Here is a 14,885-nt window from a genome sequence, read left to right as displayed (position 1 = left end):
TTGCGATGAGAAAGACGCGCTATTTGGGAGAGCGTTCGGCATGAAGGGCACTGTATGCAGCAGCTTCGTTCTTTGCCTGGCTTCAATGTTGCCGGCCATGGCGGCCGAACCGATTGACCAGGGCTATGTGAGGTCCCTTGCGGCACCGGGCAAAACAGTGCTGGTCGTGGAATACCATGACGGCCAGGGCGGCATTGCCGAACGCAAAGGCTTCGCATCCACCAGTGGCTTCAGGGCCATCTCGCCAACCGACTTCCGCATCGATGCCGAGACGGTCATCCACCTTTACGGCATCGAGCCCTGCGAGGGAGATCTGGTCAACCGCCGCGACGACTTCTCAGGCAGCTGTGCCGACTATGCCAGAAAGGGCCTCGAAACTCTGTTGCAGTCGCCCAGGGTGATCTTCTGCCGGGCCTTCGTCAGTGAAGCGAACGCCCCGGTCCAGGACGCGACCTGCTACGGCTACTACAATTATCCTGGCAGTCTTGACACGATCGACATGTTTGAGGAGCAACTGGTCTCGATCGGCACTCACCGGATCGCCAGAAAGCGCGATGGCACGCCGGCGCGCAAGGATCTGGCGGACGCAGAAAAGATCGGCCGCGGCGGTTACGGCATGTGGGTCGATCCGAGAATCAAGGCGCAATCGCGATGAGGACCGCCGCTATCCTCCTGGTCTTCGCACTGGTCGCAAGTCCGGCGACGGCGGCGCCGCCCGGCTATTTCGAGCTGCGTCCAGGCGTGACGCTGGAGAGCGGCGACAGCTGGATCGAAGCGGGCACGAAATATCATCTTTATGGTGTCCAGGCTTGTCTTCGCGGGACTTTCTACACCGGCGGCAACGGCCGCCGTGCCGATTGCGGCGAAGCTTCACTCGCCATGTTTGGCGCCTACATCGCCGATGCCAGGCCCAAATGCGCGCCCGTGGCGAGGGTGAGCGACACGTTGCACGTTGCCTGTTTCGTCACGATCGGGCGCGACCGGGTCGATCTTGGCAACCTGATGATCACAACCGGCTTTGCCTTCGCTGCCTTGCGTGCCGACGGATTGCCTTACCATCCCGGCTACGCTGTCGCGGAGCAGGCCGCGCGCGACAGACACGCCGGCCTGTGGCAATTCAAAGATGTCCAGCATCCAGCCATCTTGCTTGGCCAGGCTGCCAGGGTGGAGGCGTCACGGCCATGAGCGCTCGCCATGTCGCGCGGGCACTGGCGGCGCTGATCTGTGCTTGCCTTCCCCCTCCGTCGTCGGCTGCCGACCTTGCCAACGGGCCCGATGGACCGCAGGTTCAGTGGCCGGGGTCGAAGGACTTTAGCGAAGTTGCCGACACCATCGTCGGGCGTGCCAGCGTGATCGATGGTCGTACCTTGTGGTTTCCTCGATTGGCCCTGAAGGTTCGCCTCGCGGGCATTGACACTTGCGAATTGCCGCAATGGGCCTTCGATCCGCAGCGCCACGGCGAAAGCCCTTTTCTCAAGCCGGTCCCATGTGGGCCGTTGGCTAAAGCCTGGCTCAGGCGGGTGGTCGGCGGCAGCCTGATCGTCTGTTCTGGCACGTTTGATGATCATGACGGTTCGCTGACAGGCAGGTGTTTCGCGCATGAACGCGACCTCGCCATCGAGATGCTGCGCACGGGCTGGGCACGCGTCGAAACGCGCTCCCCTGCCCGCCCGGAGTACTGGCAGTGGCAACGCCAGGCCATGTCCGCGCGCTACGGGATGTGGGCGACATACGTTCTCGACATGGACGAATGGCGGGCCAAGGCCGCCGATGGCAGCCTGATGCGAAAGCCGATCGCCGATCTCAATCTGCTCGCCGAGCGCCAACATGAGATCACGCCGCCTTTCCTGGATGCCAGAAGACGCTCAATTCATTCGGATCGGTAGCGTTCTTGGGACGAAGCTCAAGAGCAGTTTTGAGCTTTGTCTCGAAGCGAGTGCCAGTTGCGAAATTTTGCAGGCTTCAGCTCTGCTTTCCGAGCTCTTCGAGGCCATTCCAAATAGCTTCAACAACAGCTTCTACCGAGTAGGGCTTCTGCATCCACCCGAGCGGCCTTGCCGCTTCGGCTCGAAGCCTCACCTCACGGTCGCTATGCGCGGTCGTGAAAATACATCGTATGCCGTGTTCACGATACAGTTCCAACGCAGCGTCGACGCCGTCGCGTTGGCCAAGCAGGCGGATATCCATCAGGGCAAGCACCGGCTTGGTCGCGAGCGCGATGCGGATCGCCTCATCGGCGCTGCTTGCTGTTCCCGCCAGCGAGAAGCCCGCCGCGGTCAGACCGTCCTCTATGTCGAGCGCGATCAGATAATCGTCTTCGACGATGAGTATCAAAGGGCCCTTTGGGATTTCGGGGGGGCCACTGACCATGTCGTCTCTTGAGAAAGCCACTTGCGGGCGAAATGCTCGTTCAAGCCCCCCGGCTTGGCCTACCTCAGGCCTCCATTCGTCTGGTCGCATCGCCAACCCCCTCCGATGTATGAGAAAATGTCACCATGCATCGGCAGGGATCCCGCTGTGCTTCGAAGGTGCCGCCAATCTGTCGCGCCAAGCCCTCGACCAGCCGTAAGCCCGAAGATGACTGGCGTACCGAGCTCAGGTCGAAACCTGGGCCTTCATCCTCGACCACCAGCACATTGCCGGCACCATTCCTTCGGATGTCTACGTGGATGGTTCCGCTTGTGTTGCCGTTCAGGCCATATTTTACGGCATTGATCAAAAGCTCGTTGACAATGAGGGCAAGAGGCATCGCAACGTCGTTCGGCAATTGGATAGGATCCGCCTCGCAAACCAGCTTAATATCCGGCGGGAACATTTGCTTGGCGGTTTCGCAAACGGCGCCCAGGAAAGGCTGCGCGCTGAAGTTGGTGGCGTCGCCCGTATCATAGAGAACCCGCTGCGCGGCAGCCATGGTCGCCACGCGCTTGCTTGCCTCGTCGAGTGTGCGGCGAGCCTCCGGGCTTCGACTCGTTCTTGCCGACACTGAAAGCAGGGACTTCAGCATCATCATGTTGTTCTTGACGCGATGGTTAAGCTCGTCGAGCAGGATCCGCTGTTGGGTTTCAGCCTGCTTCCGTTCGCTCACGTCGACCAGCATGTTTATGCCGCCGATGACTTTCCCATCCGCATCCCGCATGGGCGTCGGATAAGGAATGAACGGGACCCGCGTTCCGTCCGGTCGCTCGGCAACCGCTTCATATCCTCGGACCGGCCGGCCCTCTCGCAAGGAAACAGCCATTGGGCACTGGTCGTGAGGAAGCGGCGTTCCATCCGGCCAGTAAAGCTTCCAGGTTACGCACCATTCGTCACTGCCGATCACCGGCCTGCGGCCGGCGAGTTCCACCGCGGCTTCATTGAAATAAGTAATCTTGCCTTGCTGATCGGTTGTGTAGATCGCGGCGGGAATGGCTGCGAGCAGGTCCTGAAGGTGGCGCTCGCTGTCGCGCAGCTTCGCTTGCGCCTGCTTTTGTTCGGTTATGTCGCGGGCGATCTTGGAGGCGCCGATGATACGGCCCTTTCCGTCTCGCACAGGCGATATTGTCAAGGAAATGTCAACCAAAGTTCCGTCCTTGCGCTGACGGACCGTCTCGAAGTGGTCGACGAGTTCTCCATTGCGGATGCGACGCAATATCAACGGCTCCTCGTCCAGCCGATCTGCCGGAATAATGACGGTAATGGACTTGCCGATCACCTCTGCGGCCGAATAGCCGAACACGCGTTCGGCACCTCGATTCCAGGTCGAGATGATGCCGTTGAGATCCTTGCTCACAATCGCGTCCTGGGAAGATTCTACGATGGCCGCGAGGTGGTGGGCTGCATTCTCGGCCTTCAGATGCTCGATGCCGAACCCAAGCTGGCGGGCGATGGTCCGAGCCACTTCGATCTGCTCTACAGAGCAACTGTGCGGCTGGTTGAAGTAGGCCATGAACTTGCCCAGCAGCCGCCCGGATTCCATGATCGGAATGAACCAGACCCCGCCAATGCCCTCGGTTCGGATCGCCTCCTTCAATGTTGCAGGAAGATCGGCTTTCTGCGCATCCTCCAAACAGATCGGCCGCGGATCCAGGCTGTCTGCCGACCAGGGCGAATGGCCTTCTACCGCGGCGCGATAAGCTTGCGACAGGTTGCGCCAGGCAACGAACTTCATGAGACCGTCTTTGTCCAGCAGCAGGATCGAAGCGCGCTGGCAGCCCAGCGCACGCTGGATTGCGTCGAGCGCCGGCTCGTAGACATCTTTCTGCGCGCGGGCATGCTGGAGCCTTTCGGTGAAGTGGTGCAACGCCGCCTGCTCTTCCGCCCTTTGAGCGAGCACCGCCTCGATCTGCTTGCGCTCACTGATGTCGTGCTGCACCCGCACCGCATAGCAAAACTGGCCGCTGCTGTCGTAGACGCTGGAGGAGGTCATATCAGTCCAAAAAGCCGACCCGTCCTTTCGAACGAACCGCTTTTCCATCGTGTAGCTCTTGATCTCACCTGCAACCTGCCGCCGGTATTGCTCGCGGTCCGCTTCGACGTCGGCGGGAAAAGTCTGATCGAAAATCGATCGTCCGACCAGTTCCTCCGATGTATAGCCTAAAAGATTGCACACATGCGCGTTCACCCGCAGGAGCCGGCCTTCGGCATCCGTTTCCACAATGCCTGTACCGGCGCTGTCATAGGTGAGCGCAAGTCTCTGCTCCTGTTCGAGCAGCAACTCTTCCGTTTTGACCTTTTCCGTTACGTCGATGGTGATGCAACGCGTATTGATGAACCGCCCGCCAATGGCGCGCACATTGGACGTTATCTCGGCCCAACGGACGGAGCCGTCCTTGGCTCGTAGCCTGGCGCGGTAATGTTGAAGTCGCTCATGCCGAGACAGGCGGCTCAGAATATCCTCGATTACCATGGGATCGGCGTGAAATTCCCGGATATTTCGGCCAATATATTCGTCGGCCGAATAACCCAGCATGTCCAGTTCCGCGCGATTGGCACGTAGAATGGTCCCATCATTTGCCACAAGATGGAGCCCGACCGCCGCATTCTCGAAGAAATCGTCCAGTTCGCTGGTGAGCACGAGGTCCGGAATTTCCGCTTCGCACCTCGTCTCATCGGTTCGGGAGCCCGCTACGCAGGTTCCAGCTGGCAAAACTCGTTGTTCCATGCTGCGGTCCCGAATCCCCTTTAACCCACGCAAATTCCCGGACGGAGGAAAGGTTCCACCCAAGAGCCGAACTTTTTTGCCGGCCCCTGGGTCCGACGAACCGAACGCGCCTTCAGCAGCCCGGGAACGAGCCTGTGAAACAATGCGCGGCAGGTACTTGGTGGAGGCCCCCCTGAGGGGCTATCAGCTCCAGGGCGGTAAGCGAGACTGAAGCGCTGCATCTTTGCGCCGCAACACGGGCGATCCCACAACAAGCATTTTGTCGTTCAGCCATCCAGCCTCCCGGGCGGCCTGATCGAGCCCGCCTTTGCGAGCCCACAGACAGGCCAGTGCGCTAAGGCCTCGCGCACGTAACGTCAGCACTCTGGAATGGTACTATCAAGTTTGATGGCGATCAGTATTCTGGGTGTGACGCCGGCCACTGATGTGTTCACCCATAGCGACTGAACAGTGTCATGACTGCTGGCGGATAGCTGGGCCCAGGCCTTGTACGGCGACCGATGCCACCGGTTCCATCCCATGAATTACTTCGGAACTCAGGTGTGATGTTTCCGCAAAAAAGCAGCAATGTCGGGCCGGAACGCCTCGACACTGGCCTCGACCTCCGCGACGTCCGCAGGCAGCAACTCCGTCTTCCGCGCCAGGGTTGCGGCGACCAGGTAGAGAACCTTCTGGTTGGCATCACAGCCGTCAACGGCCTCAAGCTCGATCAATCGCCGCCGCGCCGCTCGCTCGAGAAGACGGCTTACAGCCAGGCCCAACCTGAAAGCAACCCATCGCGCGGCCAAGCGATTGGCGCTCCGGTTACAGGAGAATTTGTCGACCGCGGCAAGGAGGCGCCGATGCCGATAGATGCTGCGCGCCATGGCGGTGGGCGAATTTGCAGGCCTGGCGCGGTGGCAGCCGCTATCGTCCCGGCGCGCCGTCATTAATATGTTAGAGCGTTTGGACCGGCGCGCAGCCCCATCAAGTCTTTGGCCAATCGCCACCCGATGGTGCCAGTGAACCTTTGTCCAGTCACTCTTCCAGGAGCGAAAGAAGTGGGCTCCACAAGGCCAAGATCCCGAAAAAGGACGCTCCCGGGAGGGGTATCTTCGCATGCCGCGGAGATCGTTTTGGCGTCCATCTGAGAAACAGCTTCTCCTCGAAACGGGTGTGCGAGGAAGAATAACCCAATCGCCTCCGGGAGCCGTACTAAAGTTAAATGAAATGATGTTATGGGGCTAAAATATATTGTTCGCACATTGAAGGGCTTCGGCCCCTTTTCGATCGCCTTGCAAGCGTAGCGCAACTTCGGGAACGACTTCCCCGGTGAATGGAACCTGTTGTGGACGGGAATGTTCGTCTTTAGAGACGGCTGAAGCCCGATTGGGCTAAGCCTGCAGCTTTTTGCCGAGTTTCGAGAAAACCGCACACCAGAAGCGATAGTCCTCTTCGCGTCCGTCGAAATTCGCGGTCAACGCGCACCATGCCGCGGCGGTTGCCGCGTCTGACCCATATAGCTGGATCGCAGCCTTTACCGCCGCTGCTGGATCCGCGAAATCCCAGAGCGTCAACTTCCCATAGCCGGTCTCAGAATGGATGGAGAGAGTTTTTGGCACGCCGAGGCCTCCCGCGGGTAGGTCCGGCGAGGGGCAGCGATGTGCTGCGAGGCCGGACGTTGGGAACCCACGGGAAGTGAGCCACGATCCTGAGGCGTTACGCCCAGGACATTCTTCGTGTCGTCCCTGGCCTTCTACAGCTTCGGAAGAAGCTGACGCAGACGCGAATTATTGCAGAGGTCACGCGCCAAGACAACCGGTGCGGTGACCTGCAGGCCATCGTCGGAGGATCACAAAAGCGCTGCCGCCTGAGCGCCATCGGGGGCATAAGTTAGGTGGCGGGTTTTATGCGGGCTCGGGTAGAAGGCAGACATACGCGAACCTGTACCGACGGGTAATGCGCGCTCGCGCAGATCGATATCCGCATCACGGCGCAGAGGGTGGCTGACAACATGGACGAGCTAGCCGGCCAGCCCCGGTCAACAGCAACGCTTGATCCAAAGACAACCACGCCACTGCACTATAATGCGACAGACGCAGTGGCACACAATCAGGAGCTAACGCATGACGCCGTTCGAATTCAAGATCACGGCCGACGAATTCGGAAATGACAGGCGCCAGGAAACGCACGACGCTCATGCTGGAATGAAGGCGCAGCGTGCCTTGCGGCGTCGCCTGCAGAGCCCCTGCGATCTGGTCCGCCTCCTCAAGCTCGGTGAGGACGTGCAAGGAACGCTCGTAGTAGTCCTGCCCGATCTCGGTCAGGCTAACCTTTCGTGTGGTGCGATTGAGAAGCCGCACGCCCAGCCTATCCCGCTTGGACAGCGCTTCCGGTTCGGTCCATACCGGGCGAACCGTTGCTGATGCCAAAGTCGTCGAGGGGCACAGGAGACGAAAGCCGTGGACAGACGAAGCCGGTTCTCCTCGCGGGTCTGGAGCGGCCTCTCCGGGCGGGTGTGCTTCCCGGCATCGTCCGAGACTGCTTCGTTGAAGACGCCTGGGCGCCATTAAGTCCAATTTACCACGTGACACAAACTTGGAGTCCGTGCCGCTCGATGACCTGCGCTCTGAGGGGCGAGCGCTGCTGTGAGAACCGTCAGCCTGTGTCACATCTTATTTTTCGGGTGGCACCATATCGTGGAATTGGCGCCCGCCGAATATGTGAACGTGAAGGTGCGGCACTTCTTGGTGGCCATGCTGGCCCACATTGACAAGCAGGCGATAACCGTTCGCAACGAGGCCGGCTTGTCGGGCGACCTCACCAACGGCACGCATGAAGCCAGCGACTTCCGCGTCAGGCGCCTTAGCCGTGAAGTCATCCCACGATACGTAAGGTCCACGCGGAACGACAAGTATATGGACAGGCGCTTGTGGATTGATGTCGTGAAACGCGACCGCGAACTCGTCTTCATAGACGAGCGCTGACGGTATTTCTCCACGCAGGATGCGAGCGAATATGTTGGATTGGTCGTAAGCCAGGGAGAGGTCAATGGGCATTGGATTTACCTCAAGAATCGAGTCGAAGCCGTCAGGCCTGCCTGCAAGACCCGCCGCAGGGCTGCTTTTGGCAATAACGCCGTCCCCGATATCGAGAGGCATGCCTATGCCCGCCGTAGAGATCGGCTTTGCCTGGCCGAGGAAATCAGACGCAGTTCAGTGAAATCGCAAGCTGCACGACCACCCTCTTCCCCTGGCCATGTGGCCACGTTTCAGATTATCGACACAGGTCAAAGATCGAGGCAAACAGCGCCTTGCGGGCGGCTGCAACAGGCCAGGACAAAGCCCGCTGACTTTTCTTCGGACGTGAGTCCGCCAAGATCATGCATCGCGACTTCGCCGGAGAGCTTGGCTATCCGGCACGTGCCGCAAATTCCCTGCTGGCAGCCGGTGGGAATATAGATACCACAGTTGCGCGCCGCATCCAGCAGGGTCTCTCCGGGCGCGCAGCGATGCTCCAATCCGGAACGGGCGAACTGGACCGAGGACGAAACGGCAGATGCAAGATCCGGAGCAACACCGCTCAGGCTGCCTCCGAAGCTCTCCTCATGGTAGCCGCGTGGATCAACGCCTGCCTCGCCAAGGCCCTCTCGCAGCGCCTTCATGTACTGTTCGGGGCCGCAGGCGTAGACGGTGCGCTCGCCAAGATCCGGGACGAGGCGCAGGAGCATGGGGCCGTCTATGCGGCCAGTCGGCCCTGCCCAGGAGGGATCTTTCCTGGAACAGACGCAGGTCACACCCAGATTGGGGAACCGTGCAGCGAGCGCATCGAGTTCCGACCTGAAGATGATATCTCGCGGCGACCGCGCGCTGTAGATCAGACGCTGGTCCAGATCGGATGCCCTGTCTGTCAACGTACGCAGCATCGACATTAGAGGCGTGATTCCGCTGCCGCCGGCAAGAAACAGAGGCTTTTCACTGTGCAAGCCGTCGAGTTTGAACGAGCCCAGCGGGCCTTCAATCTTGATTTCGTCGCCCGCCCGCAGATTCTCGTGAAGCCAATTGGAAACGAGCCCGCCTGGTGTCCGTTTGACCGTGATGTGCAAGTCGAGCGGTCGTGTAGGTGGCGACGAAACGGAATAGGACCGGGCCACCGCCGCGCCATTGATCGTGAGGTGAAGGACCACGTATTGCCCCGCATTGAAGCAGAACATGCGGTCTGAGGCAGCCGAGAAGACAAATGTCTTCACGTCGTGCGTCTCGTCAATGACCGCACGGCAGAGCATGGCCTGTGGCGATGCCTCGGCCCATTGCCGCTGCCGCATCGTTGCGAAAAAATCGGAAGCCGGAAACGAAGTGTGCGCGTTCATGTTTGGCTCTTCAATGACGCGCCAACATGGCAGCCGGAGGCTTTCCGCAACAGTGGCTTGAGCCCTGCTTTTTAATCGGGAATTTCGATCTCACGTCTCGAGCGACATCACCGCCAGCTGCAGCGCACGAAGCCCTTTGCGGATGATCGGCTCATGCTTGCGCCGGGCGAGCATGGCCGTATGGACGGGCTGGTAGAGCGTCGGTGCGCCCTCCACCAGAAACGACGGGCACTCGGCCGTAAACCTGCGGGCATCGTCGTTGCGCATGTAACAACTCCCCCCCGTTCGCCGCAGCATCGCTTCGGCCAGGCTCTCGGATCCCATGGAAAGACGCGAAATTGCCAAAGAAGGGATCAGCTCCGAATGGGTTTTCTCGAGTACCACGGTGTAACCCGGCCGAATGTAGCTGTCAGGATCGACCTCCGACATCGTCCTCGCAAAGGTCGAGACCATCACATATTCCTCGACCATGAGGTGCTCATAAGTAATTTCGGGAAGATAGCGGGGTGCGTAGAGCACGGCTATGTCGAGATTTCCCATGCTGAGATCGCTCACCATCTGGTTGGAATAGTCCGACTCTACATGGATCGAGGCTTTGGGAAGGGCCTGACAGAGCGCCTCCACCCACCCAGGCAGCACTGAGCGTGTCATGCCAACCTGCGCGGCCACGCGCAGGGTTCCTTCGAACCGATTGAACGCGCGCACATCATGGCGCGCCTGTGACCAGGTCGAGAGCATCGCGCGCGCATAGGCTTCGAAACGTCGCCCCGCCGCGGTCGGTTCGGCGCCGGCGCGACCCCGATGGAAAAGCTCCGACCCTACCGCGCTTTCGAGGCTCTTGATCCGACTGCTGACCGTCGACTGCGTAATGTTGAGCCGGTCGGCAGTCCGGTTGAAGTTCCGCGATTCGATGATGTCGAGGAAGGTCTCAATGTGGTCCAGCTGCACGCGCGCCCCACCCTAATCGAAAAAGCCGATCGTTACGCGGAGATCATTGGCTTGATCAGGCAATTGTCAAGGCGGAAGCTGGAGGAGCTAAACGGCAAGCAACGCCGCGGTCTGGAGAGGGAGCGAAAGCCAAGTGTTTATCGTCGACTGCGATTGTCACAATTACTGGTCCAGCGCCACGGTGTTGGAGCCGTATCTTTCGGGCATCTGGAAGGACATGTTCATCGAGGGCGAGAAGACCGGCCCCAGGGGATCCTTCCCGCACGGCCATCGCCCTTGGTTCCATCCGCAGGACTTCTCCCGGAAAGATGTGCGGCCCGAGACCGAAGCCGACAACTACCGGATCATGAAGGAAAAACATCTCGACAAATACAATGTCGGCGTGGCGATCCTGACCGGGGACGAGCCGATAGAAGCCTCGACTCTCGCAAACCCCTATTACGCCAGTGCGCTGGTCAGCGCCTACAATGACTATCAGGTCGCCGAGTGGTTACCGAAGGACAACCGCTTCATGGGTTCGATCATTATTGCGCCTCAGGATCCGAAGCTGGCGGCCGCCGAGATCCGTCGGCTCGGCAGTCACCCCCGCATGGTCCAGGTTCTAGCCTCCCAAGGCTCCGTGAAGCCCTATGGCGACCCCTTCTACCACCCGATCTACGAAGCCTGTGCGGAGATGGGATTGCCGTTCGCCATTCACCTCGGCGGTCACGGTGGCGTCAACTGGAACGCCGTCGCTCCTGCCCCCACGACCTTCTTCTGGGAAACGCACGCCATCCTGCACATGTCGGCGATCAGTCACGTCGCCAGCATGATCGCTCACGGCGTTTTCGAGAAATGGCCAGAACTCTATTTCGTTATCGTCGAATGCGGCGTCGCCTGGGTGCCTACCGTCCTGTGGCGTCTCGACGCCGACTACAAGGCGCTGCGCAAGGAAACGCCGTGGTTGAAGATGCTGCCATCGGAGTACTGCCGCCGCAACATACGCTTCTCCACGCAGCCGCTGGAGCAGCCGGCCAACGTGCAGCATCTCTGGTCCATCCTGGAAGCGATGGACGGCGAAAACACGCTGATGTTTGCGTCGGACTATCCGCATTGGGACTATGACGACGCCAACACGCTGCACATCCCCCCTGCCTGGAGGACCAAGGTCATGGGTCAGAATGCGCTCAACGTCTACAAGCGCATTCCTGCCGTCCTAACCGCGAACGCTGCCTGACGGAGCAGAACATGGCCGAGAAAACCTTCATCTGCCGCGTCGACGAGATCGAAGCCGGGACACCTGTCATTGCCAAGGTCCGCAGCCTTTCGGTGGGCGTGTTCCGCATCGGAGACACCTTCCATGCGCTGCTCAACATCTGTCCGCATCGCGGCGCGCCGCTCTGCGAGGGACCGCAATGCGGGACGACGGCGCCGGTCGAGGAAGCCCGCTTCATCTATCATCGAGAAAACGAGATCGTGCGCTGCGCCTGGCATGGCTGGGAGTTCGACATCAAGACGGGCTCGGCACTTGTCGACCCGGCCGTGCGGGCGCGGACATTTCCCGTCATGGTCGAGGACGGCAACATCTATGTGACCGCGTGAGGGTCAAAAAGACCAGCAGGTCAATGAAGGAGGCGAAAAGCAAAGGAAGACGAGCTGGAAGATCGACGTGCATGACGAGGGTTGGAAAATAACGCGGAAAATCCGCCAATGGGAGAACGAACATGTCGGAATCTGAGTACAAACTTCGCATCGCGCAAAGTCTGATCGGGCGCGGCAAGGTTTCCCGCCGCGACTTCATCCACCTGGGCCTGGCGGCAGGCCTGACCGTCGCTGCCGCCGACCAGATCTTCGTCACCACTGCCCGGGCAGAACCGCAGCAAGGCGGTTTCGCGAAGCTCGGCATGGCGCATGGAGCGACTACAGACTCCATCGATCCGGCCGGCTATCCCGATACGTTCACGCAAACGGCTTTCTCGGGAGCCATGTCCAACAGCCTCACGGAGGTTGACGCCAAGGGAGGCATACAGCCGGACCTGGCCGAGAGCTTCGAATCTTCCAATGGCGCCAAGACCTGGGTGTTCAAGCTGCGCAAGGGCGCCACCTTCCACAACGGCAAGAACGTGACGGCGGACGACGTCGTGACATCGATGCGCTATCATATGGGTGCCGATACCAAATCGGCGGCGAAGTCTCTGCTTGAATCCGTTTCCGATATCAAGGCGGATGGCCCGGAAACGGTCGTCTTCACGCTCAACAGCGGCAACGCCGATTTCCCTTACATCATGAGCGACTATCATTTCGTCATCATGCCTAGCGTGGATGGCAAAGCCGATTGGGCATCAGGGGCCCGAACCGGCGCCTTCGTGCTTGAGAATTTCCAGCCTGGCGTTTCGGCCAAGCTCAAGCGCAATGCGAATTACTTCAAGAACGGCAAGCCTTACCTGGATGAGGCGGAGTTCATCGCGATTACGGATTTGGCCGCACGCATGGCTGCGCTCTCGACCGGGGAAGTGGACTACATCGGCCGCGCCGATCTGAAGACACTCGGCATGTTGAAGCGCAATCCAAAAATCGACATCATCGAGATCACCGGCTACGGGCACTATACATTGCCGATGAACGTCACCATGGCGCCATTCGACAATCCGGACGTGCGCATGGCAATGAAATGGGCGATCAACCGTCAAGAGATCGCCGACAAGATCTTCCTCGGACATGCTACCGTTGCCAATGACGATCCGATCGCGCCGGCGATCAAGTTTTACAAGAACCCGGAGCCGCAGCACAGTTTCGATCCCGAAAAGGCGCGCCATTATCTGAAGAAGGCGGGCATGGAAAAGCTGAAGGTCGATCTCTCGGTCGCCGATGCCGCTTTCGCAGGTGCGGTGGATGCGGCCGCACTCATTCGCGAGACGGCCGCACAGTGCGGCATCGACGTCAATGTGGTGCGCGAGGCCGAGGACGCCTATTGGGACAATGTCTGGCTCAAGAAGCCGTGGTGCGCTTCCTATTGGAGCGGTCGCGCAACCCCCGACTGGATGTTCACGCAAGCCTTCGCAGCCGAATCCAGCTGGAACGAGTCGTTTTGGAAGAATCCCCGCTTCAACGAATTGCTCGTCCAGGCCCGAGCCGAGACGGATGAGGCCAAGCGTGCCGGCATGTATGCCGAAATGCAGCAGCTGACCCATGACGATGGCGGCAGCATCGTGCTGGTGTTCAACAACTTCGTCAGCGCCAAATCCAAGAAACTGGCCCATGGCGATGTGGCGCCGAATTGGGAAAATGACGGCCTGAAGATGGCTGAGCGCTGGTGGATGGCTGAGGCATAGAGGTGTTTGTCAGGCGCGCCGCTCGCACCGCGGACGGCACGCTGTTGGGATTGCGCGCATGCGTGTGAATCCAGTCGCAAAAACGGTGATGCAACGGTTAGGCCTTGGCCTGATCACGTTGTTCGTCGTTTCGATCATCATCTTTTCGGCGATCGCCATGCTTCCAGGCGACTTCGCCAAGGCGACGCTTGGCCAAGCTGCTACCCCCGAAACAGTCGCGGCCCTTCAACACGAGATCGGCCTCGATCGCCCGCCAATCGAACGCTATTTCAGCTGGATGGGTAAGATGGCACAGGGTGACTTTGGATCCTCCTTCGCCAGTCGAACCGGGTACCGGCGGACCGTCGCGGAGATCATCGCACCGCGGCTCTACAACACCATGTTCCTGGCGGTCATGACCGCGCTCGTCGCGGTGCCGCTGGCGTTGGGGTTGGGCATTCTTGCGGCCCTCTACCGCAACAGCTGGTTCGATCGGCTTGTAAATACGGTGACGCTTACGACAATTTCGTTCCCTGAATTCTTCGTCGCCTACATGCTCGCTTTCCTGATCATCTCGCGCGATACCTTCGCCGGCACAGACTTGGCACAATCTTTACCCGTCTGGCTCGCGGCTTCGATCAACTGGACGCTGAACGTCGTACCGAAGTTCCCGACCCTGGCCAATATCAGCGGCCAGACGCCGTTCTGGGAACACGTCTGGCGTGCGGCTCTGCCGTCGATCACGCTCACACTCGTCATCGTCGCTCACATGATGCGAATGACGCGCGCGGCGATCATCAACATGCTTTCAAGCCCCTATATCGACATGGCACGCTTGAAGGGGATGACGCCAATGGTGGTCGTGCTCCGGCACGCCTTGCCAAACGCCTGGGCCCCGATCGTGACAGTTGTCGCCTTCAACCTTGCCTATCTCATCGTGGGCGTCGTGGTTGTCGAGGTGGTGTTCGTCTACCCCGGTGTGGGCCAACTGATGGTCGATGCCGTGAAGTCGAGAGACGTACCGGTCGTGCAGGCCTGCGCGCTTGTCTTCGCCGCCACCTATATCCTGCTCAACCTGATCGCCGACATCATCTCGATCGCAACCAACCCGAGGCTTCTGCACCCAAGATGACAAGTGCGGAGCCCCTCATCCAGACCA

General features: G+C 59.9%; 14 protein-coding genes and 1 pseudogene. 7 read left to right on the top strand and 8 right to left on the bottom strand.

All coding sequences use genetic code 11. The annotated features are described in order from the left end of the window. Nucleotides 1–40 precede the first annotated feature (40 nt). Genes LB532_RS24945 through LB532_RS24935 form a run of 3 tightly spaced genes read left to right on the top strand, consistent with a single transcriptional unit; the run spans nt 41 to nt 1,886 of the window. On the top strand, nt 41–655 hold the full coding sequence (locus tag LB532_RS24945; RefSeq protein WP_140644162.1) for a hypothetical protein: 615 nt from the start codon (nt 41–43) through the stop codon (nt 653–655). Further along, the gene (locus LB532_RS24940) at nt 652–1,185 is read left to right on the top strand and encodes a thermonuclease family protein (RefSeq protein WP_140644077.1); all 534 of its coding nucleotides are present in this window, start codon (nt 652–654) and stop codon (nt 1,183–1,185) included. Before LB532_RS24945 ends, LB532_RS24940 begins: the two co-directional genes overlap by 4 nt. Continuing rightward, on the top strand, nt 1,182–1,886 hold the full coding sequence (locus LB532_RS24935) for a thermonuclease family protein (RefSeq protein WP_140644079.1): 705 nt from the start codon (nt 1,182–1,184) through the stop codon (nt 1,884–1,886). The genes LB532_RS24940 and LB532_RS24935 overlap by 4 nt, the downstream gene beginning before the upstream one ends. 76 nt (nt 1,887–1,962) lie before the next feature. Here LB532_RS24935 and LB532_RS24930 read toward each other — a convergent pair whose 3' ends face one another. The 8 genes and pseudogenes from LB532_RS24930 to LB532_RS24895 form a co-directional block, all read right to left on the bottom strand. Beyond that, nucleotides 1,963–2,334 carry a response regulator gene (locus tag LB532_RS24930; protein WP_224557363.1) on the bottom strand — a complete coding sequence of 124 codons (372 nt, stop codon included), beginning with the start codon at nt 2,332–2,334 and terminating at the stop codon, nt 1,963–1,965. Nucleotides 2,335–2,434: 100 nt separating this feature from the next. Next, entirely contained in the window at nt 2,435–5,053 is a 2,619-nt protein-coding gene (locus LB532_RS24925; RefSeq protein ID WP_224557361.1) for a PAS domain S-box protein, read from the bottom strand. Nucleotides 5,054–5,676: 623 nt separating this feature from the next. Further along, on the bottom strand, nt 5,677–6,006 hold the full coding sequence (locus LB532_RS24920) for a hypothetical protein (RefSeq protein ID WP_140644084.1): 330 nt from the start codon (nt 6,004–6,006) through the stop codon (nt 5,677–5,679). A gap of 507 nt (nt 6,007–6,513) precedes the next feature. Further along, nucleotides 6,514–6,741, bottom strand: coding sequence for a hypothetical protein (locus LB532_RS24915; RefSeq protein WP_140644086.1), 228 nt, complete (start codon nt 6,739–6,741; stop codon nt 6,514–6,516). A gap of 534 nt (nt 6,742–7,275) precedes the next feature. Continuing rightward, nucleotides 7,276–7,551: pseudogene (locus tag LB532_RS24910) on the bottom strand (hypothetical protein); the annotation flags it as partial. A 243-nt stretch (nt 7,552–7,794) separates the two neighbouring features. Then, nucleotides 7,795–8,280 carry a histidine triad nucleotide-binding protein gene (locus tag LB532_RS24905; protein ID WP_224557359.1) on the bottom strand — a complete coding sequence of 162 codons (486 nt, stop codon included), beginning with the start codon at nt 8,278–8,280 and terminating at the stop codon, nt 7,795–7,797. Nucleotides 8,281–8,408: 128 nt separating this feature from the next. After that, nucleotides 8,409–9,488 carry a hybrid-cluster NAD(P)-dependent oxidoreductase gene (locus LB532_RS24900; RefSeq protein ID WP_140644088.1) on the bottom strand — a complete coding sequence of 360 codons (1,080 nt, stop codon included), beginning with the start codon at nt 9,486–9,488 and terminating at the stop codon, nt 8,409–8,411. Nucleotides 9,489–9,578: 90 nt separating this feature from the next. Beyond that, nucleotides 9,579–10,436 (bottom strand): LysR family transcriptional regulator, encoded by an 858-nt coding sequence (locus LB532_RS24895; protein WP_140644090.1) that lies wholly within the window; start codon nt 10,434–10,436, stop codon nt 9,579–9,581. A 133-nt stretch (nt 10,437–10,569) separates the two neighbouring features. Here LB532_RS24895 and LB532_RS24890 point away from each other — a divergent pair, with 133 nt between their 5' ends. The 4 genes from LB532_RS24890 (at nt 10,570) to LB532_RS24875 (ending at nt 14,858) form a co-directional block, all read left to right on the top strand. After that, the gene (locus LB532_RS24890) at nt 10,570–11,652 is read left to right on the top strand and encodes an amidohydrolase family protein (protein WP_140644091.1); all 1,083 of its coding nucleotides are present in this window, start codon (nt 10,570–10,572) and stop codon (nt 11,650–11,652) included. Between the two features lie 11 nt (nt 11,653–11,663). Continuing rightward, entirely contained in the window at nt 11,664–12,017 is a 354-nt protein-coding gene (locus LB532_RS24885; RefSeq protein ID WP_140644093.1) for a Rieske (2Fe-2S) protein, read from the top strand. Nucleotides 12,018–12,139: 122 nt separating this feature from the next. Next, complete coding sequence (locus LB532_RS24880) at nt 12,140–13,747, top strand: ABC transporter substrate-binding protein (RefSeq protein WP_140644095.1); 1,608 nt, start codon at nt 12,140–12,142, stop codon at nt 13,745–13,747. A 58-nt stretch (nt 13,748–13,805) separates the two neighbouring features. Beyond that, nucleotides 13,806–14,858, top strand: coding sequence for an ABC transporter permease (locus tag LB532_RS24875; RefSeq protein WP_263487711.1), 1,053 nt, complete (start codon nt 13,806–13,808; stop codon nt 14,856–14,858). Nucleotides 14,859–14,885 lie beyond the last annotated feature (27 nt).

The organism is Mesorhizobium sp. ESP-6-2 (assembly GCF_020164675.1).
In the GTDB taxonomy this organism is placed as follows: domain Bacteria; phylum Pseudomonadota; class Alphaproteobacteria; order Rhizobiales; family Rhizobiaceae; genus Mesorhizobium.
The sequence above is the reverse complement of the archived record's forward strand: the minus strand, read 5'-3'. Positions and strand labels throughout refer to the sequence as shown.